This is a genomic window from Sphingorhabdus sp. (genome assembly GCF_046292425.1).
Classification (GTDB): Bacteria; Pseudomonadota; Alphaproteobacteria; order Sphingomonadales; family Sphingomonadaceae; genus Sphingorhabdus_B.
The window spans coordinates 1-24,014 of the sequence record NZ_JBKBQV010000043.1; the positions used below are offsets into that span (position 1 = coordinate 1).

A 24,014-nucleotide genomic window follows, 5' to 3' on the forward strand; every position below is an offset into this window, starting at 1 on the left:
GGCAAAAATAGGCCTGCGGGGTATCAAACATCTTACGCACAACAATGTGCGACCCCCTGACCAGACGGATTGTTTCACCGGTGTTACGACCATGCCCGGTGGTTCGCGCAAGCAAATCAAGCACCGCAGGCCCGGCGGCGTTTGCAACAGCGCGCGCCATGACGGGTTCGGCGCCCGCAATCTCCAGATGCCAAAGTCCGTCGCGCCGTTCGAGGTGCGTGACTTCCGAACGCGTGCGAATGTCGGCGCCATGCTCGGCGGCATCCATCGCATTCAAAACCACAAGCCTGGCGTCGTCGACCCAGCAGTCCGAATATTCGAACGCCTTCACAAATTCCGGTCGAAGTGGCTGTCCGGCGGGCTCGGTTCTCAAATCGACCGTGCGTGTCGGGGGTAATAGCTTTCGGCCGCCAATATGATCATAAAGAAATAATCCAAGCCGGACCAGCCACGCGGGACGAATGCCTTTCTGATGTGGCAGGATGAACCGAAGTGGCCAAATGATATGTGGCGCAATGGCCCATAGCCGCTCGCGCTCGATCAGCGATTCCCGGACCAATGCGAATTCATAATGTTCCAGATATCGCAGCCCACCGTGAATGAGCTTCGTCGAAGCTGACGACGTGCCACGGGCAAGATCGCCCCGCTCAAGCAAAATCACCTTTGCGCCTCTGCCAGCAGCATCCCGCGCGATGCCGGCCCCGTTAACGCCGCCGCCGATTACGGCGAGATCATACACTGGCGCGCTCACAGAAATGCCCACGCAAATGTGGCGGCGGCGATAAATGCCGTGAATGTCGCGAGGATGACAGGCAGCAGCGCTCTCCAACCTTGCGTAAGCAATAGATCAAGCCGCGAACGCATCGCCGTGGCCGTGACGGCGAACAATAGCATCGCCTTTGACGCTATAAGACCGAACTCGGCAACCCAGTCGGGTGCATCTACGACGGAGTTCACGGCAACCGCGGCGAAGAAAGCTACAATGAACCACGGAAGCTTCAACTTGGATGCAAGGCTCCTGGAGCGTCCGTCAGTTGACCCGATAGCAAGGCCCACCAATGCCACAGCTGGCGCGAGCAAGGCCACCCGGGACAATTTCACGATGGTTGCCGTTTCGCCTGCCAATTGGGAGAAGCTGTAACCGCCCCCCAAGGACTGGGCGACATCGTGCACTGCCGCTCCCATGAGAAAACCAGCCTGCTTGTCGGTAAAAGCGAGCTGAGCGGCGATTAGGGGGTAAAAGGACATGGCGACCGCGCTTGCCAATGCAACACCAACCAAAATGAGAGTGAATTGCGACTGGTTAAGGCGCTCTCGGCCAATGACAGCGTAAATGGCCAAGGCCGCGGATGCCCCGCAAATGGCAGTCGCGCCGCCAGCCAGCCAGCCCGCGTAACTACTTTGACCACCCAGCCGGGCGCCCAACAGCCCGGCGGCCATGACCAAAGACATAATCCCAACCAGCCCCAGAAACGCGAGTGCGCCAAGGCCGCCAATCTGCATCGCAGTCACTTGAGTCCCCAGCAACACAATACCCCAACGCAGGCAGGAGGTTCCGCAAAAATCCAGCCCGGGATGCACTTTTTGTTCAGCGGATACAAAGTTGAGAGCAAGACCAAGCAGCAGACCTGCCAAAATAACCGGCATCCCATAATGTTCTGAAAACCAGGTCGCGGCGACAGCAGCAACCGCAACCACCGCAAACCCCGGGAACAGCGCGCTGATCATCAGTCGCTTTCGGGGCGCAGGATTATCCTCGGCGAGATAGGTTTCGCCATAAAGGTCAGCGATGTAATTCGCGTTTATGTCTTGCGGTGTCATATAGCCTTCTATAGGCAGATGCGCGTGAAGTTCCAGCATAAAGCGGGACGCACTATAGTCCAAGCGGAGAGAATGATGCACAGGGGTGACGCGAAATGAAGCCAATCACGCCAACGCTGCGCTGGATCCTTTTTGGACTATTATGTGTTGCGGGCATTTTCAATGCCATGGATCGTCCTGTCATCGCGATCCTGAAACCTGACATGTCGGCAGACCTTGGCTGGAGCGACACGGATTTTGCCAATCTTGCATTTGTGACTCAGGTTGCAGCCGCGCTTTCTTTCCTTTTTACAGGGTGGCTTGTTGATAGAATTGGCGTTCTGCGTTCGATGATTGCTGGTGTGACCACGTGGAGCCTTGCGGCCATGGCGCATGGCTGGGCCATATCTGGCTGGCATGTTGTCGCCGCGCGCATCGGTCTTGGTGCGACTGAGGCGGTACAAACGCCGCTGACCATAAAAACCGTTGCAACGCTGTTTCCGGCAGACAAGCGTTCGTTCGCGTTCGGCGTCGGTACGGCAATTGCTGGCCTTGGCACGATCACTATGCCGTTTTTCATACCCGTGATTGCGGCGATCTGGGGATGGCGTGGTGCGTTGATATTCGGGGGCGTTGGTGGCTTTATCACATTGGCGCTATGGTTGTGGTTTGCCCGCGGTGTTAAATTTGACGATCAGGCAGAGGACGCTGATCGCGATTTTTCGGACGACGGCGCGCCTTATGGCCCCATCTTGCGCGAACGCCGGACATGGGCAATTGTGATCGCAAAGGCACTGTCCGATGCGACCTGGTGGCTTATCAACTTCTGGCTGCCTGATTTTTATCGCAAGGAATATGGGCTCACCACCAGCGAGCTTGCAATTCCTCTGGCTATCGCATTTTTCGGTTCTGGCGCAGGCGCCTTGTTTGCTGGCTGGCTGTCCACCCGTCTTTTGGAGTCTGGATGGAGCGTCAACCGCGTGCGTAAGACGATCATGCTGGGATCGGCAGCGATCGTCGTGCCTTTGCCCTTTGTCCTTACGCTTGACTCATTCTGGCCCGTGGCGATCATGATGGGTGTCGTGATGGCCGGGCATCAGGGATTTTCCCTGTCCATATTCTCGATAATCACCGATGTCGTACCCCGCGCGAAAGTGGGTAGGGTTACAGCATTTGGGGCTTTCATGGGCAACATGGGCGGCGCGTCGATCCAGTTGGTGACGGGGGCGGTACTGGCGGCCGGACTTGGCTACACGCCTTTGTTTATCTTCGCTGCGGTTTCGTACCTGCTCGCATTGGGCTGGCTACACCTGCTGCTTCCGAACATCCGCCGCGCCGAACCGGACGCCCCGCCTGCTATGGTTTAACGCCACTTTCAAACCGGCGGGACCCTCATGTGACGCGTTAGCACGCCACATGAAGGCCTAAGTCAGTGTACGGCCTATGCTGGCTTTGCTAGGCCTTCGGCGTCTACCAAAGCTTGCAGTTCGCCAGCGTCGTACATTTCCATCATGATGTCCGATCCACCCAGAAATTCGCCTTTGACGTAAAGCTGCGGAATTGTTGGCCAGTCGCTATAATCCTTGATGCCAGCGCGGATTTCCATGTCCTGCAATACGTCAACGCTTTCGTAAGCGACGTTCAGGTGGTCGAGTATGGCAATCGCCTTGCTGGAAAAGCCGCACTGCGGAAATAACGGGCTGCCTTTCATGAACAGAACGACATCATTGCCTTTGACGATCTCTTCGATCCGGTCGTGAACACTCATCTGAAATACTCCAAAAAACTACGGAATGGCTGTCGTCAGTTGCAAGGCGTGCAATACGCCACCCATGCGCCCGTCCAGCGCGTCATAAACGGCCTTATGCTGTTTTACCCTTGAAAGCCCGCGGAAACTTTCGCTCACCACGCGCGCGGCATAATGATTTCCGTCGCCAGCAAGGTCGGTAATTTCCACCTCGGCATCGGGCAAAGCGGCCTTGATCATGCTCTTAATTTCTTCAGCCTGCATCGCCATTAGGCTGGCTCGATAAACTGGCGTCGTGCTTCGACCATTTTGTCTTCAAGCGCCGCGCGAATCATCGCGTCGTCGGTCTCTACGCCCGCCGAGGTCAAATCTCCCAGCAGCTTGCGGACAACATCCTCGTCGCCCGCTTCTTCAAAATCGGCCTGCACCACGGAGGTGGCGTAAGCTGTCGTTTCTTCGGGTGTAAGCCCCATTTTTTCGGCAGCCCATTGGCCGACAAGCTTGTTGCGGCGAGCGGTGATTTTGAACTGCAATTCCGCATCGTGTGCGAATTTGTTTTCAAAAGCGGTTTCGCGGTTGTCAAAAGTCGTCATCATGCGGTTCCTATATTTATGTATCAGAGATAATGCCTGTCCGACCAATCAACAAGACCGGCGATGTCAAATGTGTACGACCAGCTTACCCACCGCAGCACGGTCACCCAATCGTGCAATTGCGGTTCCCGCGTCGGCCAACTCAAACGTCTCCGAAATGCGCGGCTTGATTTTGCCAGCGGCATAAAGGTCGAACAATTCTGCTATGTTCGCGTGGTTCTTCTGCGGCGTGCGGGCGGCAAATGCACCCCAGAATACGCCGCACACGTCGCAGCTTTTCAGCAATGTCAGGTTTAGCGGCAGCTTCGCAATTCCCGCTGGGAAGCCCACGACCAGAAATTTGCCTTCCCATGCAATCGAACGGACCGCAGGCTCGCTATAATCGCCGCCTACCGTGTCATAGATGATGTTGAAGCCATCGCGACCGGCAGCGGTTTTGAACATTTCAGCCACTGCTTTTGACTGTTCTTTGTCAAAGGGCTGATGCGGGTAGACAACCACCTCGTCAGCGCCAGCTTCACGCGCAATTGCGGCCTTGGCTTCGCTTGATACGCCCGCAACCACGCGGCCGCCATAGGCTTTGGCCAGTTCAATGGCCGAAATGCCAATGCCGCCAGCGCCGCCGAGAACAAGGACATTGTCCCCAGCCTTCATATGGCCGCGATCCTTGAGCGCATGGATGGACGTGCCGTAGGTCATGAGTAACGACGCGCCGTCGTCAAATGACATCGCATCGGGCATTTTAAAGCAGTTGAAAGCTGCCACCGCGACCTTCTCGGTCAAACCACCATTGCCACACAGTCCAATGACGCGATCACCAACGGCAAAACCGCTGACACCATCGCCGATGGCTTCCACCACACCTGCGATTTCGCCACCGGGGGCAAAAGGGCGCTCGGGCTTGAACTGGTACAAGTCGACGATCATCAACGTGTCGGGGAAGTTGATCGAGCACGCTTTCACCGCAACGACAACCTGGCCGGGGCCAGCGACGGGTTCGGGCAGATCACCCATGACCAACGTTTCCGGACCGCCACTAGCGGTTGATAATAAAGCGCGCATGTCTCTCTCCTAAGCTATGCTGGGCGTCAGCCAAGGCTGGCTCGCCGATATCTTTGTCTCATAAGCAGAAATGGCGTCGCTGCTTTTCAGCGTCAGCCCGATCTCGTCGACTCCATGCATCAAGCAATGCTTGCGAAACGGGTCGATTTCAAATGTGAAGCGATCCTGGAACGGGGTAGTTACCGTCTGTGTTTCCAGATCGATATGGATCTCGTCGCTCTGCGCAACTTCCATCAGGCGGTCTATGGCATCCTGCGGCAACACAATGGCTAGCAGTCCGTTTTTAAATGCATTGCCGGAAAATATGTCGGAAAAACTTGGCGCGATAACCGCAGAGATACCAAGATCGGCCATAGCCCAAGCGGCATGTTCGCGGCTGGACCCGCATCCGAAATTGTCTCCAGCGATTAATATGGGCGCACCAGCAAACGCGGGATTGTCAAAGACGTTGCCTGGGACTTCGCGCAAGGATTGAAATGCACCTTTGCCAAGGCCCGACCGGCTAATTGTTTTCAACCAGGGCGCCGGAATGATGATGTCGGTATCGACATTCTTTAATCCGAGCGGATAGGCCCTGCCTTTGACGTTGCTGATCGCCTTCATCGGTTCAGTCCGTTTCTGTCTTGGGCTGATTGGCGTCCATTGGAGACAGTTCGGGTTCCGGCGATAAAGGTTCAAGCTTGCCCTTTTTTTGAGTCAGGCTGCGACGTCCTGCATATAGCAACGCCGCCATGAGCGCAGCTGAACCAACCGCTGCGCCAACCTTTGCTGTGGTCGACCATTTGTCGCCACCTTCGGATTTCTTATCGGTCATATATCTCTTCCTTGGTGGAATGAGCTTTAGCTTTTCCGTCTGCGACAAGTAAAGTGAATTGGCATCAATTGGTAGCAAAGCCACCCACAATCTGCGCATTGTTCAGTTCATCAACTCGCGCACGTCGGTCAGCTTGCCGGTAACAGCGGCGGCGGCGGCCATCGCTGGACTGACCAGATGAGTCCGCGCACCAGGGCCCTGACGCCCTACAAAATTGCGGTTGCTGGTGGACGCGCAGCGTTCTCCGGCGGGCACCTTGTCTGGGTTCATGCCCAAGCAAGCCGAGCATCCCGGCTCGCGCCATTCAAGGCCGGCGTCAATGAAGATGCGATCCAGCCCCTCTGCCTCTGCCTGATGTTTGACCAGACCGCTTCCCGGCACGACAATCGCCCATTTGACGTTATCTGACTTTTTCCGCCCCTTCAGAACACTAGCGGCTGCGCGGAGGTCTTCAATCCGGCTGTTGGTGCAGCTGCCAATGAAGATATTCTGTACTTCGATATCGGTCATCAACGTGCCCGGCGTCAGCGCCATATATTCCAGCGATTTCCTGGCGGCGTCTTGCTTGGAAGGGTCAGCAAAAGCGGACGGATCAGGAACAACGCCGGTGATTGGGAGTACGTCTTCAGGGCTTGTGCCCCAAGTGACGCTTGGCGCGATGTCGGCGGCGCTTATCGTCACGACCTTATCATAGACCGCCCCTGCATCGGTGGCGAGCGAACGCCAATAGGTGACGGCGGCATCCCATTGTTCGCCCTTGGGGGCCATGGGTCGACCCTTGAGATAGGCAAAGGTCACATCGTCGGGCGCAACAAGCCCCGCGCGCGCACCATGTTCAATCGCCATGTTCGAGATCGTCAAGCGCCCCTCAATACTGAGCGCCCGAATGACGGACCCCGTATATTCGATGACGTGGCCAGTCCCGCCCGATGCGCCAAGTACGCCCGTTATATGCAGGACAACGTCTTTTGCAGAAACGCCGGGGCCAAGTTCACCCTCGACCCGGACTTCCATCGACTTCGACCGCGTGAGTTGAAGTGTTTGTGTAGCAAGGACATGTTCGACCTCGGATGTACCAATACCAAAGGCCAAGGCCCCGAGGCCACCATGACATGCAGTATGGCTGTCACCACAGACTATTGTGGTTCCGGGCAGGGAAAAGCCCTGTTCCGGTCCGACGACATGGACAATGCCCTGTTTAATGTCGGTTGCGTCAATATAGGAAATGCCAAATTCTGGCGCGTTTCGCTCCAGCGCTTCCAATTGCTGCGCGCTTTCGGGGTCTGCAATCGGAATAGGCCGGCCATCGCTGTCCAACCGCGCCGTTGTAGGCAGGTTGTGGTCGGGAACAGCAAGTGTCAAATCCGGTCGCCGCACCCCTCGTCCGGCAACGCGAAGGCCTTCAAAGGCTTGTGGGCTGGTAACTTCGTGGACAAGATGGCGGTCAATGAAGATCAGGCACGTTCCGTCGTCGCGTTGTTCAATGACGTGGGCATTCCAGATTTTTTCGTACAGCGTTTGCGGTGTTGGCATAATAAAAATGCCATAGAAGCGATTGCAGCGAAATCAAGTGAGGCGTCGCTGCTTGCACTTCAAAGATGCAAACTTTACGTCTAATAGGGAAGCCATGAGCATCTTCAGCATCATCCTCATCGTGCTTGCAACGGTATTCGTCATGGAATGGGTCGCCTGGTCCAGCCACAAATATATCATGCATGGCTGGGGCTGGGGCTGGCACCGCGACCATCATGAGCCGCATGACAATGCGCTCGAAAAGAACGATCTCTACGGCATCGTTGGTGCAGTCATAAGCATTTCCATGTTTGCCATTGGCAGTCCACTCGTGCTTGGCAACAATGCTTGGGAGCCGGCGACATGGATTGGCCTTGGCGTAATGTTTTACGGTATCATCTATACCGTCGTGCATGACGGCCTCGTGCATCAACGTTACTTCAAATATGTACCGCGCAGCGGCTATGCCAAGCGGCTGGTGCAGGCGCACAAATTGCACCATGCGACGATTGGCAAGGAAGGCGGCGTGAGCTTCGGATTTGTGTTCGCGCGTGATCCGGCCAAGTTAAAGGCCGACCTCAAGAAACAGCGTGAAGCAGGTACCGCTATTGTGCGCGACGCTGCAATTTAGGTTTCCGGTTTAAACCAAATCCAGCCAAGGCACAGCACAGCAACGCCAACCGGCACGAGCGACCATGGCAGAGTTAGCGCTGCAAAGCCGATGGCGATGCTTAACCCGAAAGCTGCCGTTGCCGACCATTTCCCACGCCTGCTAATCGCGCCCTTTTCGCGCCAAGCCACCAAATGGTGGCCGTAACGCGGATGGTTTAACAGTCGCGCCTCAAGCGCGGGGCTGCTGCGCGCGAAACAGAACGCTGCCAATATCATGAACGGCACTGTGGGCAGCAAAGGCAGAAATATACCGATGGTGCCAAGTGCGACCGCCAGCAGGCCAGCGCATAGATAAAGCTGTCGCTTTATCAATATTGGTGAACCGCTTTGGTCACATAGTAACTGTCGAGCCCTTCAGGTCCGCCTTCACTGCCAAAGCCGGATTCCTTTACCCCGCCAAAAGGCGCATCGGGCATCGAAATCACAAAGCTGTTAAGGCCAACCATGCCGGTATCCAGCGCATCGGCAACAAGATTTGCCTGTCGTGCATTTTCGGTGAATGCATAAGCGGCAAGGCCGAAGGGCAGGCGATTGGCTTGCTCGATAGCCTCATCAAACGTCTTGAACGGGCGCATCAATGCAACCGGGCCAAAGGGCTCGTCGTCCATGACCTTGGCCGACATCGGCACGTCGGAAAGCACCGTTGGCGCGAAGAAAAACCCCTCGTTGCTCCGTGATCCGCCAGTCAATAGCTTGGCACCCTTGGATGTCGCATCTTCGACCAATTCAGCAATCGCCGATGGCCGTCGTCCGTTGGCCAATGGCCCCATAACGGTTCCAGCGTCGAGACCATTTCCGACCTGAACTTTCTTCGTATGCTCGGCAAAGCCGGCAACAAATTGGTCATAGACACCCTCTTGCACATAAAAACGGGTGGGCGAAATGCACACTTGGCCAGCATTGCGGAACTTCGTCGTAGCAGACAAGGTGATGGCCTTTTGAAGGTCGCAATCATCGAAAATAAGTACTGGCGCGTGACCACCCAATTCCATTGTGGTTCGCTTTACGCCATCGGCAGCTAGTTTGAGCAAATGCTTGCCCACAGGAACCGAGCCGGTGAAGCTAACCTTGCGGATAATGGATGAGGCAATCAAGTGACGGCTCACCATATCCGGCACGCCATAGACCAGCTGGGCGACATTGCCGGGAACGCCCCCGTCAATAACGCACTGCATGATTGCGCTGGTGCTGGCGGGCGTTTCCTCGGGCGGTTTTGCGATGATCGAACAACCAGCTGCAAGCGCAGCCGCCATTTTCTTGCACATAAGATTGACCGGGAAGTTCCACGGCGAGAACGCCGCGACGGGGCCGACGGGTTGCTTCAATACAAGGGCGCGCTGCCCCGTTGGCCGAACAAGGACACGGCCATAACTGCGCTTGGCTTCTTCCGCAAAATAATCGAATTGCGCAGCGCAAGACAGCACTTCGGTGCGCGCTTCGGCGAGCGGCTTGCCTTGCTCGGTTGTGAGCAGAACCGCAATTGTTTCAGCGCGTTCGCGAATGTTATCAGCGACTTTGTGCAGGATAGTAGCGCGAGCATTGACGTCCACCGCGCGCCAATATGCAAAGCCCTTGGCCGTTGCGGCTAGTGCTTCATCAAGGTCCGCAGCATGAGCTAATGGGAGTTCAGCAAGCGTTTCACCAGTTGCGGGATTGATAACCGAATGCGTGTCGCGGCCTTCGCCTTTGCGCCAGCTGCCATCAATATATAAGCCCAAGTCAGTGGTATAGCTCATCGTTATTCCCGCAAAATTACTATGATCTGCATGTAGGCGTCAGGCGACGGCTTTGGAACCCCTAGCAATACGGAGCAGCCAGAAAACCGGCAACCCAGCGAGCAGCAAGGCTACGCCCCACATCAAGGCTTCGGGGCCTGCGCCATAAATCGTCCAAACCGAATAAAGTGCAGCAAAGAGCAGGATTATTTTAAATCCGGCGCGCACCTTCAATATGCCCGTCTGAATGAGCCGAAACGCGGCGGCGGCGCAGCCGAAATACATGACCAAAACGATAGCCGTGGTGAGCAATATCAGGAATTCAAACATTGATGCCATGGTTCGGCTGCTGTTCATCAGGATGACAATGGTCAATAGGCTAGTGGTGAACAGATGCGCGTTCCGCGGCGTGCCATTGGGACCGGTCTTGGCCATAAATGCCGGGAACAGGCCATCGCGGGCCAGTGCGGCAGGCAATTCAGCCTGACACATGATCCACCCGTTCAACGCGCCAAGCGCGCTAATGGCGCCTATGGCGGCTATGGCATTGCCTGCATTGGCACCAGCGTAGATATTCACGAAATCGGCGAATGGCGCGGCAGAGGCGCTTGTGATCGCAACAGGCAGCATCAGGACTACGGCCGAGCATACCAGTATGTATATGCCGCCAGCGCCAGCGGTACCGAACAAGGTCGCGCGATTGATTGTGCGCTCGGGATCTTGCACCTTATCAGCAGGCACGGTTGCGAGCTCAAGCCCGAGCATCGCCCAAAGGGTTAGGATGGTGGCGGTCGAAATGCTCGCCGTGGAAATATCCGCGACATCAAAGGTGCGGACAACACCAGTGCCCTGGATCGCTAAAATATAAGCTGCAAGGCCAATAACGGCGATGAGCGGTAGCAGCTTGGCAATTGTCCAGATGACCTGTACCTGCCCCGCCAGCTTCGTACCGCGAATGTTGATCAGCGTAAAGGCCCAGACGATGGAAATGGTGATTGCCGCGGACACGCCTTGGGTGCCGACTAGTGGGAACAACTGGCTTAAATAGCTGACGGCAGCCGTCGCAATCGCGGCATTACCGACCCACATCGAAATCCAATAGGCCCATGCGATAGCGAAACCCGCGCCATCGCCAAAGGCTGCGCGGGTATAGGCATAAGGGCCGCCGGCTTTCGGCAAAGCCTTGCTAAGCGCACCAAACACAGATGCAACGCACAGGGCGCCTGAAACAGTGATTACCCAACCAATGACCGAATTCCATCCCAAAGGCGCAAGGCTGGCAGGCAACAGAAAAACGCCCGACCCGATCATGCTGCCCATGACCAAGGCGAGCGCCATCCAGAATCCCATAGGACGGCCTTTTACGGCTGTATCTTGCTGCACTTAATCCCCCCGTTCCGCGCAAGCTTGCATGGAATAAGGGCAAAAGCCAACCTTTGTTTAATGCGCCAACAAGACCGGAATCCCCAGTTCGCCGAGCATGAAGCGTGTCACGCCGCCGAACAATGTCTCACGCCAGCGTCCATGGCCATAGGCCCCCATTACGAGGAAATCGGGTCGCCAGGCGTCAGCCTCCGCCAGCAGCCTTTCTTCGACGCTGTAGTCACCCCTTGCGACGACAGCAATTTCTGCGCTGATGCCATGGCGTGACAAATAGGTCGCTGCGTCGGTGACAGGGAATTCGTCAGGCACTTTTTCAATTTCGGAAATGCGGACATGTCCAGCGGCCTGAAGCATGGGCAGCGCCGCGCGCACTGCATTAGCAGCCTCGAAACCGCCATCATAAGCAATCATGGCCCGTTCAAAGGATATGCGTTTGCTTGATGCGGGAATTGCCAAAACGGGGGTACGCGATGCTGTTACGATATCACTTACCCATGCGCGCGCGGGGCCAGCAGCGCCAGCCTGATCAAGCGACATGACCAAAACATCGGCCAGCCGAGCAGCATTGATCAAGGCGTCAGATGTCGTGCCATCGAACATCTGCCAGTCCCAGGGCACATCTTCGGCCTTGAGCCGCGCATCGATGCTCTCGCACAGTTTTCCGCGCTCTTGCTCGGCCGCTTCAAACGCTTCGGCAATGAAATGGGCGCCACCAAACATGTCAAAGGCGACATAGTCCTGCGTCGGGCGCGGCAAGATCAGCGTTACATGGCCTTTGAAACGTCGTGCAAGGTCTAGTCCTGCTTGCAGACGGCTCTCAAAGGCTGCGTCACCTCCCGCATGTACCATGATGGATCGCATCGTCATTTCCTCCGCTATGGACCCGGATAGGTTGGGCCCGACTACTGCGACTCGTATACGCCTTTTTGCAGCAAAAACCTTGATCGACATCAAAATGGCAAAACACTTTCAAATGGAGAATTATTGTGTCAGCCACGGCTGATGGACGAAGCGGGCGAGATTAGAATACGGTCGGCGCATAGGACGGACGCAGATGCGGTTGCGCGCATTTACGCGCACCACGTTCTTAACGGCACGGCCAGCTTTGATATTGTGCCGCGCACTTCTGTAGAAACGGAACAGAAGATCGCCGATATTTCAGCCAAAGGATGGCCATTTTTGGTTGCGGAACGCGATGGCAGGATATTGGGATATGCCTATGCAACGCCCTTTCGCGACAGGCCAGCTTATGGTTTTACCTGCGAAGATTCGATCTACGTCGATTCGGATTGCGTCGGTCAAGGGGTTGGAGGACGGCTTTTGCGTGCTTTAATGACGCAGGCAACACAATGCGGTTTTCGACAGATGATGGCCGTGATTGGCGGCGGAGAGCCTGCTTCGGTGGCGCTGCACAGCAAGATGGGGTTCACGCACGCCGGGCTAATGCGGTCCGTTGGCCGAAAGTTCGGCCGTTGGCTTGACAGCGTATATATGCAGGCGGAATTGGGTGAAGGAAACATGTCTGTTCCGCCCAAGGAACCGGCCTGAGGCATAAGCGCGGCTCAGTCGCACGCAAAGGGAGAGAGAGTATGGCTGAATTTGAACTGGTCGCCGATGGATTGCGCTTCCCCGAAGGACCCGTCGTCATGCCCGACGGCAGCGTCATTTTGGTGGAAATCGCTGAAGGTCAAATCACCCGTGTGCATCCAGACGGCAGCAAGGAAGTCATTGCAAAGCCTGGCGGCGGACCAAATGGTTTGGCCGTTGGTCCTGATGGCAAGCTGTATTGCTGCAACAATGGCGGCTTCGAATATATGGAAGCCAATGGCTTTTTGGCGCCGCATGGAATTGCACAGGATTATTCGGGCGGAAGGATTGAACGGATCGATATCGAAACGGGCGAGGTCGAGGTGCTTTACAAATCCGGGGACCACGGCTGCAGCCTCCGTGGCCCGAATGACATTGTGTTCGACGCGCATGGTGGATTCTGGTTCACGGACCATGGCAAGATTGATTATGCAAAGCGTAGCCACGACGTTGTCGGCATTTTCTATGCCAAGGCCGATGGTAGCCATTTGGAGGAAGTCATCTTTCCTTCGAATAACCCCAATGGCGTTGGTCTCTCGCCCGACGGCAAGACGCTTTATGCCGCCGAAACTTACACTTGCCGGTTGATGAAATTCAACATTACCGCGCCGGGCAAGGTCGCGGCGGATGCAGGTCCCGGCGGGCCTGGCATTCCGGTGTATCGTCCGGCGGGGTATAAATTCTTCGATAGCCTTGGGATGGAGGCCAATGGAAATATTTGCGTTGCCACTATCGGCGAATGCGGGATCAGCGTCATTTCGCCTGAAGGCGAACTTGTCGAATTTGTCGCAACCGACGATATTTTCACCACCAACATCGCCTTTGGGGGCGACGATATGATGGACGCGTATATCTGCCTGTCCGGCAGCGGGCGTCTGGTTAAAACCCGCTGGGCGCGGCCGGGGCTTAAGCTGCAATTTTAATTTAAGGCTCTACGACCAACATGGCGTTCAATACTATTATTTTCGACTTTGGCGGGGTAATTACGACCTCGCCATTTGAGGCCTTCAACCGCATGGAGGCCAAACGCGGTCTGCCAAAGGATTTCGTTCGCAGCGTGAATTCCCGCAACCCGGATAATAATGCATGGGCGAAGTTCGAACGGGCCGAATGTAGCGCAACCGAATTTGACGCGTTGTTTGCCGCCGAGGCGCGGGTCTTGGGGCATGAACTTGACGGTGCTTCGGTGATTGCCTGCCTTTCGGGCGACATTCGCCCGGACATGGTCGCCGCGCTCGATATTTTGAAGGCAAAGGGTTTCAAAATTGGCTGCATCACGAACAATGTGCCCTCAGGCAAAGGCGCCGGCATGGCGGTAAGTGACGATAAAGCGGCAGCAATTGCAGCGGTGATGCAGCACTTCGACCATATCATTGAATCGAGCAAGGCTGGCGTGCGCAAACCCGACCCGCGAATTTATGCTATGATGTGTGACGCACTTGCAGTCGAACCATCGCAGTGCATCTATCTTGATGATCTTGGGATCAATTGCAAACCGGCCGCCGCCATGGGCATGGCGGCCATCAAAGTCACTAGCGGCGCGCAAGCTTTAAACGATTTAGGGGCGCTATTGGCGTTGACCTTCACACCAGTAGGCGTCTAGGCGAAGGGCTGTTCCGTCTCTCCCACCAATTGGAGCATTTCATGGCGAAGAAACTATTTTCCGATGCAAAATCGGCGCTCGACGGCTTATTAAAAGACGATATGTTGATCGCCAGCGGCGGCTTTGGCCTATGCGGTCTGCCTGAACGTTTGCTCGATGCGGTGCGCGACAGCGGGGTCACTGGACTGACCTTCGTGTCGAACAATGCCGGTATCGACAATGAAGGCATCGGCAAGCTGCTGCGTACCAAGCAGGTCAGGAAAATGATCTCCTCATATGTCGGCGAGAACAAGGAATTTGAGCGGCAATATCTGGCGGGTGAGTTGGAAGTTGAATTTTGCCCGCAAGGCACATTGGCCGAGCGCATGCGCGCGGGTGGTGCGGGCATCCCGGGATTTTATACCAAGACCGGCGTTGGCACGTTGGTCGCCGAGGGCAAAGAAGTAAAAGAGTTCGGCGGCGAGGAGTATATCCTCGAGCATGGAATTTTTGCTGACCTCTCAATCATCAAGGCATGGAAGGCCGACGAAAGCGGCAACCTTGTTTTTCGCAAGACAGCGCGCAACTTCAACTTGCCAGCTGCCACTTGTGGCAAAATTTGCGTGGCTGAGGTTGAGGAAGTCGTGCCTGTGGGTAGCCTTGACCCTGACTGCATCCATTTGCCCGGCGTCTATGTGCAACGCATGATCGTCGGCGCGCCTTATGAAAAGAAGATTGAGTTTCGCACCGTGCGCGAACGCGAGGTTGTATGATGCGACGCTTTACGATCAGCTTAATTGCGCTTTCACTCGCAGGCTGTTCAGCGCCAGGCCAGCAGCTTGCCGTGCCAGTCCTGAGCAAAGACGCGCTCGCCACGCAGGTCGGCGAAAAGCCATCGCCAACATCGCCACCGACTGGGCAACAATGGCTCTACGGATCGGCAGAAGGCAGCATAGTTTCGGCGCAGGTGTATAAAACGATGGCGCAGTATGTGCGCGCCAAGGCGCTGAATCGCGCGATCAAAACTCAGACGGTGCTGGCCAAAGGGTCAACCCCCGATGCGCCGCGTTTCGAAAGCTGCGGCACCAAGCCGCTGGCGGCGGTGTTCGACGCAGACGAGACATTAATCTGGAACGTTGGGGCCATGCGTTATATGGCTGAACAAGGCATCGATTTTGATCCTGCCATTTGGAACGAATGGGAGAAAAGTGGTGCAGGTAAGGCGCTGGCAATGCCGGGCGCGGTTGAGGCGCTGAAAACCATGCGCGATGCTGGTGTGACCATCATAGCCAATACCAATCGCACTGCCGCCAATGCCAAGGGCACGGAAGACGCGCTTCGCATGGCTGGTCTCGGTGAATTCAAGCATCAAGAGACGCTGTACCTGATGGGCGACGATCCCACGGGTTCAAGCAAAGATGGCCGGCGGGCCACAATAGCCACGAAATATTGTGTGATTGCAATGGCTGGGGACCAGCTCGGAGATTTTGCGCACGCGTTCAATGCCAATGGCCTAAGCGTTGCCGACCGCCGGATGCTTGCCACCAATCCGGCAATCTTACCATTATGGGGCAATGGCTGGTTCATGTTCCCCAACCCTGTTTATGGCCCGTCCATTCGCGGCGGTTTTGACGAAATTTATAGTCCTCAGACCAAGTGGGAGCCTGCTAAATGAGCGACAAGCCAGTTCCCATTGACCTTGTGCCATATGCCGACATGTTGGGTGACAGCCGGGAGTTTCTCCGCGTTTGGGCGAAGGAGGGCGGACCTGTGACCTGCTTTATAAATCCTGTGCCCGTGGGCGGTGACCCGATGGGATATGGCATCGCGTTGGTCGATTGCATCCGCCACGGCGCGAGGACTTGGGCGCGCGCGACTGGCATATCCGAAGCAGACGCCCTCGCACGGATATGGGAGGGCGTGGACGCCGAGCGCGCCAACCCGACCGATTTACCCACTGAGCACCCAATCACTGATGAAGATGGATTGATACATTGAGCTGGACCCGTGACGATATGGCTGCCCGCGCCGCAAAGGAATTGCGCGACGGATATTATGTGAACCTTGGTATTGGCATTCCGACTTTGGTAGCCAACCACATTCCGCCGGGCGTCGAAGTGACGCTTCAGTCCGAAAACGGCATGTTGGGTATCGGGCCTTTTCCCTTTGCTGGTGAAGAGGATGCTGACCTCATCAACGCAGGCAAGCAGACAATCAGCGAACTGCCGCAGACCGCCTATTTCGATAGCGCTGCCAGCTTTGCTATGATCCGTGGCGGGCATATCGACCTAACCGTCTTGGGCGCGATGGAAGTGGCGGAAAATGGTGACATCGCTAACTGGATGATACCCGGCAAGATGATCAAGGGCATGGGCGGAGCCATGGATTTGGTCGCTGGCGTCAAAAAGATCATCGTCGTGATGGAGCATAATGCAAAAGATGGGTCGCCGAAATTCATCCCGGCCTGCACGCTGCCTCTGACCGGCAAGAATGTCGTCGACATGATCATTACCGATCTGGCGGTGTTCCAACGGGCCGACAAGACGTCGCATTTCAAATTGGTTGAAGTGGCGCCGGGCGTAACGGTTGAAGAAGTGAAGTCGAAGACAACAGCCCAATTTGAGGTTGCGGTTTAACCGACGACATGCGGCGAATAATTCAAGCCTTCATTGCAGTCACATTGTTGGGGCTGATCAGCTGTTATGCATTACAATCCGCACCCGATACGAACCAGGTTGCAGCCGTATTGCGCGGTTTTGCCAAGGCAGACGTTAACTTGCCCGACCAACCGGACGAATGGCGTGGCCGGATTGATTATGTGAAACTGCACCAGCAGTTTTCGGCCATCTCCCAGCGGTCGGAAATGGCGGGGCTGGCTATTGGTATCGTAGAGGATGGGGAGCTGCGCTTTGTGCGCACCTATGGCGTGATCGACCGGGACACAAATGTGCCGGTTACCCTGGAGACAGTCTTCCGCTGGGCATCAGTTTCCAAAACTGTCGCCGGAACATTGGCAGCGACGTTGTCAAACGAAGGCCTTGTTGACTTGGAACGGCCAGTGTCGCGTTATCAAACGACGTTGCGCTTGCCCGAGGGGGCGGAATCGCGGCTGAGTTTTGAGCAGCTGCTTTCGCAGCAAACCGGCCTCACGAAGAACGCATATGACGAGCGGTTGGAGGATGGGCAAGATCCCCGCTTGTTACGTGCCAGCCTTGCGACCGCGCCATTACAGTGCCAGCCGGGGTCGTGTCATACTTATCAAAATATCGCCTTTGATGCCGCCACTGAGATATTGGAGCAGGCGTCGAAGCGGTCTTATCCCAATGCAGTCAGTGAGCGCTTCTTTTTGCCCTTGGGCATGAAAAGTGCCAATTTCGGTATGGCGGGCCTGACTGGCGCGAAAGATTGGGCGCGCCCGCACAACGGGCGGAACGTCCGCATGTTGAAAGAAAGCTACTGGCGGGTGCCAGCCGCAGCTGGCGTTGAAAGCAATATCGTCGATTTCGCCCGTTGGATGCAGGCAACCATGGGTCAGCGACCCGACGTTCTTCCGGAATCGGCGCTGCGCATTGCGCAATCACCGCGGGTGAACACTGCCCGAATCTATGGCGGCGAGTTAAGGCAGGCGAATTCGGAGGCACGATATGGCCTTGGATGGCGCAGCTTCAAATATGAAGGCAATTTGCTTTTAGGTCATTCGGGCGCAGTGGATGGATATCGCGCAACCATGATCTTTGATCCAGCCACCCGAACAGGGGTGGTGGCTATGTGGAATAGTAATTGGGGTACCCCTTTTCGCATCCCATTTGCGGTGTTCGACAGTTACCATCAACGTGTGGATTCGCGCTGGCTGGAGTTGGATAAGCAAACCCGGTAGGTGGCTCTGTCTGCGCCGGAACCCGAAGGATAGGCTGATATGAGTTACACCCTGATTACCGCAAACCGTAATTATTCCAGCTGGAGTCTGCGGCCTTGGGTACTTATGACGATGCTTGGGATCCCATTTGATGATCGCATCGAACCTTTTGTTGCCGCAAGCAATTACGATGCATTCCGGGCATTTTCGCCCACAGGGCAAGTACCGGTGTTGGTGGATAATACGCGCACGATTTGGGATTCACTTGGGATCACGCTTTATTTAGCTGACCGGCATGAGGGCGTATGGCCGACCAATCCGTCGGCGCGTGCTTGGGCGCAATGTGCAGTGACTGAAATGCATGGCGGTTTTTCGGCATTGCGGAACGATTGCACGATGAATGTAGGGGTCAGAATTCAGCCCAAGCCGATGTCTGCTGCGCTCGCACGCGACGTGGCCCGGTTGACGGAATTGTGGGCGCAAGGGCTCGACAGCTTCGGCGGACCATTCCTCGCAGGGCCGCAATTTACCGCAGTGGATGCCTTTTTTGCGCCCGTCGCGTTTCGCGTTCGCACTTATGGACTGGATGTCGGACATGCCGGAAAAGAATGGGTGCATTACATGCTGACGCTGCCGGCCATGCTGGCTTGGGAAAAAGACGCACTGACCGAGAGCTGGCGCGAGGCTGGCCATGAGGCCGAATTATACGATTGCGGCGAAGTTATTGCCGACTATCGCCAATCATAATTGTGTAGGCACAAAAAAGGCCGCCCAACGGACAGCCCTTTTTTGTTTTGGCGCGACTTATACTTTGTCGCCGACCGCGCCCTTCAATTTTCCTTTGAGGTTCTGGCCTTCGCCTTTGCGTTCTTGAGCGATGCCTTCACCTTCAAGCCGCTCGTTATCGGACGCCTTACCCGCAGCTTGCTTGACATTCCCTGCTACTTCGTTGCCGAGCCCTTTGGCCTTGTCTGTAAATTCGCCCATATCTGGTTCCTTTCTGAGTGATCCGGCCACAACAGTTCCTGAAGGCCGGTATAGAAATATAACATTCAGGGCCTTCGTTCGTTCCTCAGTTCAGCGGCCCACAGGACCATCTTGTGACGAACCCAAAAGGAGCGGACGACACCATCGCGAACGGATTTTGGTCCCTGCATGAACTGCTGCACAAGGAAGCATTTTAGCTGCCGACGTAGCCTGTAACTTTGCCGAGAAATGTCCGCCGTCCGCTTTTTCTGTCCTGCGACACTGTTTCGCCCTGAAGGCGCCAGCCGTTTGAGGTTCTGCCGGTGGATGGTTTGACGGCACCTATGATGTTGTTGCCGAGGTCTTTGGCCTTATAAGTTAGCTCGCCCATAAGCTCTTCCTTTCTGCGTTAGTCGGCCTCGCGAAATCTGCGGGCCGGAACGCACAATGAACGGGACAAGCGGCGTGTTAGTTCCGTGACATGTTGCGCCTAAACAGCAGAAAGCAACGCTTCGGCAAAAGCTGTGCCTTTATCAGGGGCAAATCGCAGGAATAAGGATGGCTCAATAAGCTCCAATTCCATCAGTCGGAAAACGCCGTCACCGTCACGCAGCAAATCCACGCGCGCATAAGCCAATGTTTCGATACCGGTGATCGCCGCAGTTGCCGCAAAAGCGGTTTGTGCGAGCAATAACGCGGCTTCAGGCGCCGAAACCGCTTCTTCCGTGCCGCCATATTGTTCTTGCACGCGAAAATCGCCTTTCGCCGGACGTTTGATGATCGAGTGGCTGAATTTGCCGCCAAAGTAAAAGAGCGAATATTCGCCCTCTGCAGCTATGGTCGGCAGATAAGGCTGGATCATCATGCGGTGCCCGGCGACCGAAGCGGGAAACGCATCGCCGCGGCCAAGCCGGAACGTGCCGTCTGCCCCGCCTGAAATGGGGGGTTTGATCACGAGAATGTCTGTTTTGAAGCTGTTCCGGGCATCGTCAAGCGCAGCCTCATCGAGCGCATCGCTTAACAAGGTGGGTACCGACGGGATGCCTGCCGCGTCCAGTTCAGCAAGATAGGCCTTATCGCTATTCCATCTTAATATGCGCACCGGGTTGCTAACGGTCACGCCTTCGTTTTCCAGCTGGTCGAGCAAACCGAACCAGCGTGGGCAGTTGCGCGGATAGCCCCACGCAAGTAATGGCGTGACAAGGTCGAAAGCACTAAAGTCTTCCGCCTTTGTCCAGTCGATGAAGGTGGCACGGTTTCCCAACAGCTGCGCATAGTCTGCCTTTATATGCGACCAGTTTTCCTCATAATCCGGCGTCGGGCTCAAAATCGCGATTCGTTGTCCGTTCATTCGCCGGCCATTTTCAAAATCTCTTTCCATTCGGCGGGACGCACCGGGGCAACTGACAGACGCGATTGCCGAAGCATTTCCATGTCGGCCAGTTTGGGGTTTGCCTTGATGGCTTTCAACGTCACTGTGTGCTTCAGTTTGCGGACTGGCTTGACCTTAACCGCAACAAAGCGGCCCTTTTCGTCGGTCGGGTCAATGAAATGCTCCTGGCTGATCGTAATGATTGCAACGACCTCAAGCCCGATATTGCTGTGGTAGAAAAAGGCCTCGTCGCCAACCTTCATATTGCGCAAGTTAATTGCGGCGCTGTGATTGCGCACGCCATCCCATGTGCCTTCGCCCTCCGACACCAGATTATCATAACTGTAAACATCAGGCTCGGACTTCATCAGCCAAAATTGTTTTGCCACATGCTACTCCTTTTTGCTGGCAAGCCTTTAAGGCAGGCAGTAATGCGCTGTCCATGACACATATGCCCGTAATTTCACTCAGTAGCGGCGATGCCGATGCACTTGGCCAGCAGCTTGGCAATTCGTTCAAAACCTACGGCTTTGCCACGGTCGTCGATCATGGCCTTGACCCGGCTTTGGTTGCCAAAGCATGGGCACTGACCAAGGAACTGTTCGACCAATCCGAATCGCAGAAAATGAAGGGGTTCAACACCACGCTTGCCGGACAACGCGGGTATACGCCATTCAAGACCGAAATTGCCAAAGGTGCCGACTTTCACGATTTAAAGGAATTCTGGCATGTAGGGCGCGATGTTGCCCCCGACAGCCCGCTGGCGGGTTCGATGCTGCCCAATATCTGGCCGGACGTTCCCGAATTTAAAGAGACGTTCCAGCTGCTCTTTGCGGAAATGGACAAAGTGGGCGCGCGCATATTGTCGTCCATAGCCCGCTATCTCGATTTGCCTGCGCGCTGGTTCGACCTGGCTATTGAGGATGGGAACTCAATTTTGCGTTTGCTGCATTACCCACCCATTGCCGGTGATGCCGAAGGTTGCATCAGGGCAGGCGCGCATGAGGACATCAATCTTATCACGCTGCTGCTCGGCGCAGAGGAGGCTGGTCTACAGATATTGCGTCCCGATGGTAGCTGGATGGACGTCTCACCCCCTCAGGGGGGCTTGGCGGTCAATGTGGGCGACATGCTGCAGCGATTAACCAATCATGTGCTGCCGTCGACGACACACCGCGTGGTGAATCCGACAGGAGAGCGATCGCGGTTTAGCCGTTACTCGATGCCTTTCTTCCTGCATTTGCGATCGGACTTCCCAATTGCAACTCTGCCGCAGTGCATCAGTGCCGAAAATCCGAACCGCTACCCCGACCCAATTCTCGCGGATGATTATCTGCGCGAACGACTGATCGAGATTGGATTGCTTAAGGCGTAACGACAGGTTCCGCTGTGGGCGGTTTGCGCCTCATGACCAGATTCTTGACCTCCCAAATGGTTTCGCGCGCGCCAACCCACAATATTCCAAAATATGTGGCTGCGCCCGCTGCCGTCAGGATAGCCAATTGCAAGATTGCGGGCACGTCAGGCCAAAGCTTTGCCAACAGGCCGTGATCAAGGGTCCAGACCAATGCGGCCATGATAGCCGCGGCGGTGAGACCGGGCAGGACGGAGGCCGCTAACGCGTTCAGGGTATAGCCGATATGCGGCCGCGCCTGATGAATGGTGAAAGCCAGCAAGATGGGAAAGGTGATCAACCATCCCCAAGCAAGCCCGTGCGCACCATATTGCACGGCGTTTAAATACACCGATGGCATAAGGACCGCCCCAAACATCGCGTTTCGCATTACCAGATGCGGCAAGCCAAGCGCGTTAAGCGCAGGTGCGAACAATATGTGTAGGGTCATGACCGGCATTGCCAGAGCCAATATGGCGACCAATGGCGCGGCGTCGCTCCATTTGGGTCCCATCACTGCTTCAACCAGCGGTTGGGCAGTTACGGCCATTCCAAAATATAAAGGGCAGGATATGAGCATGATGAGTCGGACGGCCTTTAAAAAGCCGGCGGCCAACGCTGCCATGTCATTTTGAAGCCGCGCATAAGCAGGGAAAGCGACCTCGTTGAGTGGCGGCACGAATTTTGCGGCAAAGATCTGTGTCAGGAACAGAGCTTCAGCATAAAGTCCCAGATCATGGTTATCAAACGCCCGCCCCGCGATGAAAATGTCGCTTTGGCTTTGAATGATCCAGAAGCCATGTGCGATTAGCATGGCTGTGCCGAAGGTGAAGATGCCGCGCGCGCCTGAGAAATTGAAACTCGGACGTACCCAGAAGCGAGTCGCAAGCATCAGTGCGATCGCCCGCGTCCAGAATATGGCGATCGGGGCAAATACCAACGTCCACACACCTTGGCCATTCACGGCCATGGCGAGCGCTACCGCCGCGCCAATAATGGCCGAGGCCAGATTCACTATCGCAGGCTTTTTGAAATCAAGGTTCCGGGCAAGCATTGTGTCTGGAAGAATCAAAAATGGTGTCGATAGATAGATGAGCGATTGCCAGCGCAGCATGTCAGCCACGACGGGCTCGTCAAAATAAACGGCCGCCAGCGGTGCGACAACAAGGAACTGAAGTGCCGCCAGCGCCGCATTCAGAAGAATCAGCATTCCGAACGCTTGCCGAATCCGAATCGGCTCAACGGTCTCTGACTGGATCAATGCCGAGACGAAACCATAGCCGTTGAGGAAATTCAGGAAAACCAGGACGACCGAGGTCATGGCAAATATACCATAATCGCTTGGTTCAAGGATTCGGATTACAGCGATCGTGGTCCCCCAGCTGATCAACTGAGCGAGAATCTGTGTGCCCGAACGCCAGAATACCGCAGATTTTACCTGATCGCGGAACTCCTGCGGCTCTCGGTCAGTGGATAGGGGTGGAAACTTCATATAGGGTACATACGGCAAAAACCGCTATTTTCCATGGTCTTAGCTAATTGGTGCATTTTTTTTGTAATAAAATTGCAAATGGCTGTTGACCGAATCTCGAAGTCGCTTTAGAGGCCCTCTCACCGGACGGGAAGCAAGCGTTTCCGCGGTTCGGTCGCCAACAAATAGGTCACCTACTCCCCTGGTAGTAAATATCAGGGAACCATAGGTGTCCGCTTTTTCGTCGGTGGTAATCGGGTAAAACCGGTTCGGCTCTTTGACATTGTGATATTTAGATGAAGGGACATGTGGGCGACGGCGCCAGGTCCGGGGGTTTTTAGGCCCCGGGTGCTTGGTTAAAAATTAGCTGTTCGCACATAATGTCCTATACACCATGTATAGTAATTTGTGCAGGAACAACGCCTGAAAGTTCGAGCCTTGCTAGTTTGCGGATTTATCCGTGCTAGTCTGGTTTTTGAATCAAACTTG

General features: G+C 55.6%; 30 protein-coding genes. 12 read left to right on the plus strand and 18 right to left on the minus strand.

Features of this window, described 5'->3' with window-relative positions; all coding sequences use genetic code 11:
* Window positions 1-751 (minus strand): glycerol-3-phosphate dehydrogenase (locus ACK4S7_RS09510; protein ID WP_409646280.1); only part of this gene is annotated, 751 nt, incomplete at its 3' end.
* Window positions 748-1,821, minus strand: coding sequence for a YeiH family protein (locus ACK4S7_RS09515; protein ID WP_409646281.1), 1,074 nt, complete (start codon window positions 1,819-1,821; stop codon window positions 748-750). The genes ACK4S7_RS09510 and ACK4S7_RS09515, both read right to left, overlap by 4 nt.
* A 95-nt stretch (window positions 1,822-1,916) precedes the next feature.
* Here ACK4S7_RS09515 and ACK4S7_RS09520 point away from each other — a divergent pair, with 95 nt between their 5' ends.
* Window positions 1,917-3,167, plus strand: a complete 1,251-nt coding sequence (locus tag ACK4S7_RS09520; protein ID WP_409646283.1) for an MFS transporter — start codon at window positions 1,917-1,919, stop codon at window positions 3,165-3,167.
* Between the two features lie 74 nt (window positions 3,168-3,241).
* On the opposite strand, the gene grxD is transcribed toward ACK4S7_RS09520, so the two are convergent.
* From grxD to leuC, 7 genes are all read right to left on the minus strand, one after another.
* Entirely contained in the window at window positions 3,242-3,568 is a 327-nt protein-coding gene (grxD, locus tag ACK4S7_RS09525) for a Grx4 family monothiol glutaredoxin (RefSeq protein ID WP_409646285.1), read from the minus strand.
* A gap of 18 nt (window positions 3,569-3,586) precedes the next feature.
* A complete protein-coding gene (locus ACK4S7_RS09530; RefSeq protein ID WP_409646287.1) occupies window positions 3,587-3,817 on the minus strand; it encodes a BolA family protein in 231 nt (76 codons plus the stop codon).
* The gene (locus ACK4S7_RS09535) at window positions 3,817-4,140 is read right to left on the minus strand and encodes a DUF1476 domain-containing protein (RefSeq protein WP_409646329.1); all 324 of its coding nucleotides are present in this window, start codon (window positions 4,138-4,140) and stop codon (window positions 3,817-3,819) included. The genes ACK4S7_RS09530 and ACK4S7_RS09535 overlap by 1 nt, the downstream gene beginning before the upstream one ends.
* A 66-nt stretch (window positions 4,141-4,206) precedes the next feature.
* Window positions 4,207-5,202 (minus strand): NADPH:quinone oxidoreductase family protein, encoded by a 996-nt coding sequence (locus ACK4S7_RS09540; protein ID WP_409646289.1) that lies wholly within the window; start codon window positions 5,200-5,202, stop codon window positions 4,207-4,209.
* A 9-nt stretch (window positions 5,203-5,211) separates the two neighbouring features.
* Complete coding sequence (leuD, locus tag ACK4S7_RS09545) at window positions 5,212-5,805, minus strand: 3-isopropylmalate dehydratase small subunit (protein ID WP_409646291.1); 594 nt, start codon at window positions 5,803-5,805, stop codon at window positions 5,212-5,214.
* A gap of 4 nt (window positions 5,806-5,809) precedes the next feature.
* Window positions 5,810-6,016, minus strand: a complete 207-nt coding sequence (locus tag ACK4S7_RS09550) for an isopropylmalate isomerase (protein ID WP_409646293.1) — start codon at window positions 6,014-6,016, stop codon at window positions 5,810-5,812.
* 102 nt (window positions 6,017-6,118) lie between these two features.
* Window positions 6,119-7,549 (minus strand): 3-isopropylmalate dehydratase large subunit, encoded by a 1,431-nt coding sequence (leuC, locus tag ACK4S7_RS09555; protein WP_409646295.1) that lies wholly within the window; start codon window positions 7,547-7,549, stop codon window positions 6,119-6,121.
* 94 nt (window positions 7,550-7,643) lie between these two features.
* Here leuC and ACK4S7_RS09560 point away from each other — a divergent pair, with 94 nt between their 5' ends.
* Window positions 7,644-8,159 (plus strand): sterol desaturase family protein, encoded by a 516-nt coding sequence (locus ACK4S7_RS09560; RefSeq protein ID WP_409646297.1) that lies wholly within the window; start codon window positions 7,644-7,646, stop codon window positions 8,157-8,159.
* Here ACK4S7_RS09560 and ACK4S7_RS09565 read toward each other — a convergent pair.
* Genes ACK4S7_RS09565 through ACK4S7_RS09580 form a run of 4 tightly spaced genes read right to left on the minus strand, consistent with a single transcriptional unit; the run spans window position 8,156 to window position 12,249 of the window.
* A complete protein-coding gene (locus ACK4S7_RS09565) occupies window positions 8,156-8,509 on the minus strand; it encodes a YbaN family protein (protein ID WP_409646330.1) in 354 nt (117 codons plus the stop codon). The genes ACK4S7_RS09560 and ACK4S7_RS09565 overlap by 4 nt on opposite strands.
* Complete coding sequence (locus ACK4S7_RS09570) at window positions 8,509-9,936, minus strand: NAD-dependent succinate-semialdehyde dehydrogenase (RefSeq protein ID WP_409646299.1); 1,428 nt, start codon at window positions 9,934-9,936, stop codon at window positions 8,509-8,511. Before ACK4S7_RS09570 ends, ACK4S7_RS09565 begins: the two co-directional genes overlap by 1 nt.
* A 39-nt stretch (window positions 9,937-9,975) precedes the next feature.
* Complete coding sequence (locus ACK4S7_RS09575; protein ID WP_409646301.1) at window positions 9,976-11,298, minus strand: amino acid permease; 1,323 nt, start codon at window positions 11,296-11,298, stop codon at window positions 9,976-9,978.
* Window positions 11,299-11,355: 57 nt separating this feature from the next.
* The gene (locus ACK4S7_RS09580) at window positions 11,356-12,249 is read right to left on the minus strand and encodes a universal stress protein (protein ID WP_409646303.1); all 894 of its coding nucleotides are present in this window, start codon (window positions 12,247-12,249) and stop codon (window positions 11,356-11,358) included.
* A 51-nt stretch (window positions 12,250-12,300) separates the two neighbouring features.
* On the opposite strand from ACK4S7_RS09580, the gene ACK4S7_RS09585 reads away from it, so the two are divergent.
* From ACK4S7_RS09585 to ACK4S7_RS09625, 9 genes are read left to right on the plus strand one after another with little or no spacing between them, the layout of a single operon-like run.
* Window positions 12,301-12,846, plus strand: coding sequence for an N-acetyltransferase family protein (locus ACK4S7_RS09585; RefSeq protein ID WP_409646305.1), 546 nt, complete (start codon window positions 12,301-12,303; stop codon window positions 12,844-12,846).
* Window positions 12,847-12,887: 41 nt separating this feature from the next.
* On the plus strand, window positions 12,888-13,808 hold the full coding sequence (locus ACK4S7_RS09590; RefSeq protein WP_409646306.1) for an SMP-30/gluconolactonase/LRE family protein: 921 nt from the start codon (window positions 12,888-12,890) through the stop codon (window positions 13,806-13,808).
* Window positions 13,809-13,828: 20 nt separating this feature from the next.
* Window positions 13,829-14,488 (plus strand): HAD-IA family hydrolase, encoded by a 660-nt coding sequence (locus ACK4S7_RS09595; protein ID WP_409646307.1) that lies wholly within the window; start codon window positions 13,829-13,831, stop codon window positions 14,486-14,488.
* Window positions 14,489-14,529: 41 nt separating this feature from the next.
* On the plus strand, window positions 14,530-15,240 hold the full coding sequence (locus ACK4S7_RS09600) for a CoA transferase subunit A (protein WP_409646309.1): 711 nt from the start codon (window positions 14,530-14,532) through the stop codon (window positions 15,238-15,240).
* Window positions 15,237-16,142: a 5'-nucleotidase, lipoprotein e(P4) family gene (locus ACK4S7_RS09605; protein ID WP_409646311.1), complete on the plus strand. Its 906-nt coding sequence runs from the start codon at window positions 15,237-15,239 to the stop codon at window positions 16,140-16,142. The genes ACK4S7_RS09600 and ACK4S7_RS09605 overlap by 4 nt, the downstream gene beginning before the upstream one ends.
* Window positions 16,139-16,465 carry a DUF5076 domain-containing protein gene (locus tag ACK4S7_RS09610; protein ID WP_409646313.1) on the plus strand — a complete coding sequence of 109 codons (327 nt, stop codon included), beginning with the start codon at window positions 16,139-16,141 and terminating at the stop codon, window positions 16,463-16,465. The genes ACK4S7_RS09605 and ACK4S7_RS09610 overlap by 4 nt, the downstream gene beginning before the upstream one ends.
* Window positions 16,462-17,103: a CoA transferase subunit B gene (locus ACK4S7_RS09615; RefSeq protein ID WP_409646315.1), complete on the plus strand. Its 642-nt coding sequence runs from the start codon at window positions 16,462-16,464 to the stop codon at window positions 17,101-17,103. Before ACK4S7_RS09610 ends, ACK4S7_RS09615 begins: the two co-directional genes overlap by 4 nt.
* Window positions 17,104-17,111: 8 nt before the next feature.
* Window positions 17,112-18,344 (plus strand): serine hydrolase domain-containing protein, encoded by a 1,233-nt coding sequence (locus ACK4S7_RS09620; RefSeq protein WP_409646316.1) that lies wholly within the window; start codon window positions 17,112-17,114, stop codon window positions 18,342-18,344.
* 39 nt (window positions 18,345-18,383) lie between these two features.
* Window positions 18,384-19,070 (plus strand): glutathione S-transferase family protein, encoded by a 687-nt coding sequence (locus tag ACK4S7_RS09625; protein WP_409646318.1) that lies wholly within the window; start codon window positions 18,384-18,386, stop codon window positions 19,068-19,070.
* Window positions 19,071-19,127: 57 nt separating this feature from the next.
* On the opposite strand, the gene ACK4S7_RS09630 is transcribed toward ACK4S7_RS09625, so the two are convergent.
* The 4 genes from ACK4S7_RS09630 to ACK4S7_RS09645 all read right to left on the minus strand — a co-directional run bounded on the left by ACK4S7_RS09630 (window position 19,128) and on the right by ACK4S7_RS09645 (window position 21,050).
* Complete coding sequence (locus ACK4S7_RS09630; RefSeq protein ID WP_409646320.1) at window positions 19,128-19,310, minus strand: CsbD family protein; 183 nt, start codon at window positions 19,308-19,310, stop codon at window positions 19,128-19,130.
* Window positions 19,311-19,503: 193 nt separating this feature from the next.
* A complete protein-coding gene (locus tag ACK4S7_RS09635; protein WP_409646321.1) occupies window positions 19,504-19,680 on the minus strand; it encodes a hypothetical protein in 177 nt (58 codons plus the stop codon).
* A gap of 99 nt (window positions 19,681-19,779) precedes the next feature.
* Window positions 19,780-20,640, minus strand: coding sequence for a RimK family alpha-L-glutamate ligase (locus ACK4S7_RS09640; protein WP_409646323.1), 861 nt, complete (start codon window positions 20,638-20,640; stop codon window positions 19,780-19,782).
* Window positions 20,637-21,050, minus strand: coding sequence for an EVE domain-containing protein (locus ACK4S7_RS09645; RefSeq protein WP_409646325.1), 414 nt, complete (start codon window positions 21,048-21,050; stop codon window positions 20,637-20,639). The genes ACK4S7_RS09640 and ACK4S7_RS09645 overlap by 4 nt, the downstream gene beginning before the upstream one ends.
* 53 nt (window positions 21,051-21,103) lie before the next feature.
* On the opposite strand from ACK4S7_RS09645, the gene ACK4S7_RS09650 reads away from it, so the two are divergent.
* Window positions 21,104-22,036 carry an isopenicillin N synthase family dioxygenase gene (locus ACK4S7_RS09650; RefSeq protein ID WP_409646326.1) on the plus strand — a complete coding sequence of 311 codons (933 nt, stop codon included), beginning with the start codon at window positions 21,104-21,106 and terminating at the stop codon, window positions 22,034-22,036.
* On the opposite strand, the gene ACK4S7_RS09655 is transcribed toward ACK4S7_RS09650, so the two are convergent.
* Window positions 22,026-23,546 carry a lipopolysaccharide biosynthesis protein gene (locus ACK4S7_RS09655; RefSeq protein ID WP_409646328.1) on the minus strand — a complete coding sequence of 507 codons (1,521 nt, stop codon included), beginning with the start codon at window positions 23,544-23,546 and terminating at the stop codon, window positions 22,026-22,028. The two genes, ACK4S7_RS09650 and ACK4S7_RS09655, sit on opposite strands and share 11 nt — an antisense overlap.
* Between the last annotated feature and the right edge of the window lie 468 nt (window positions 23,547-24,014).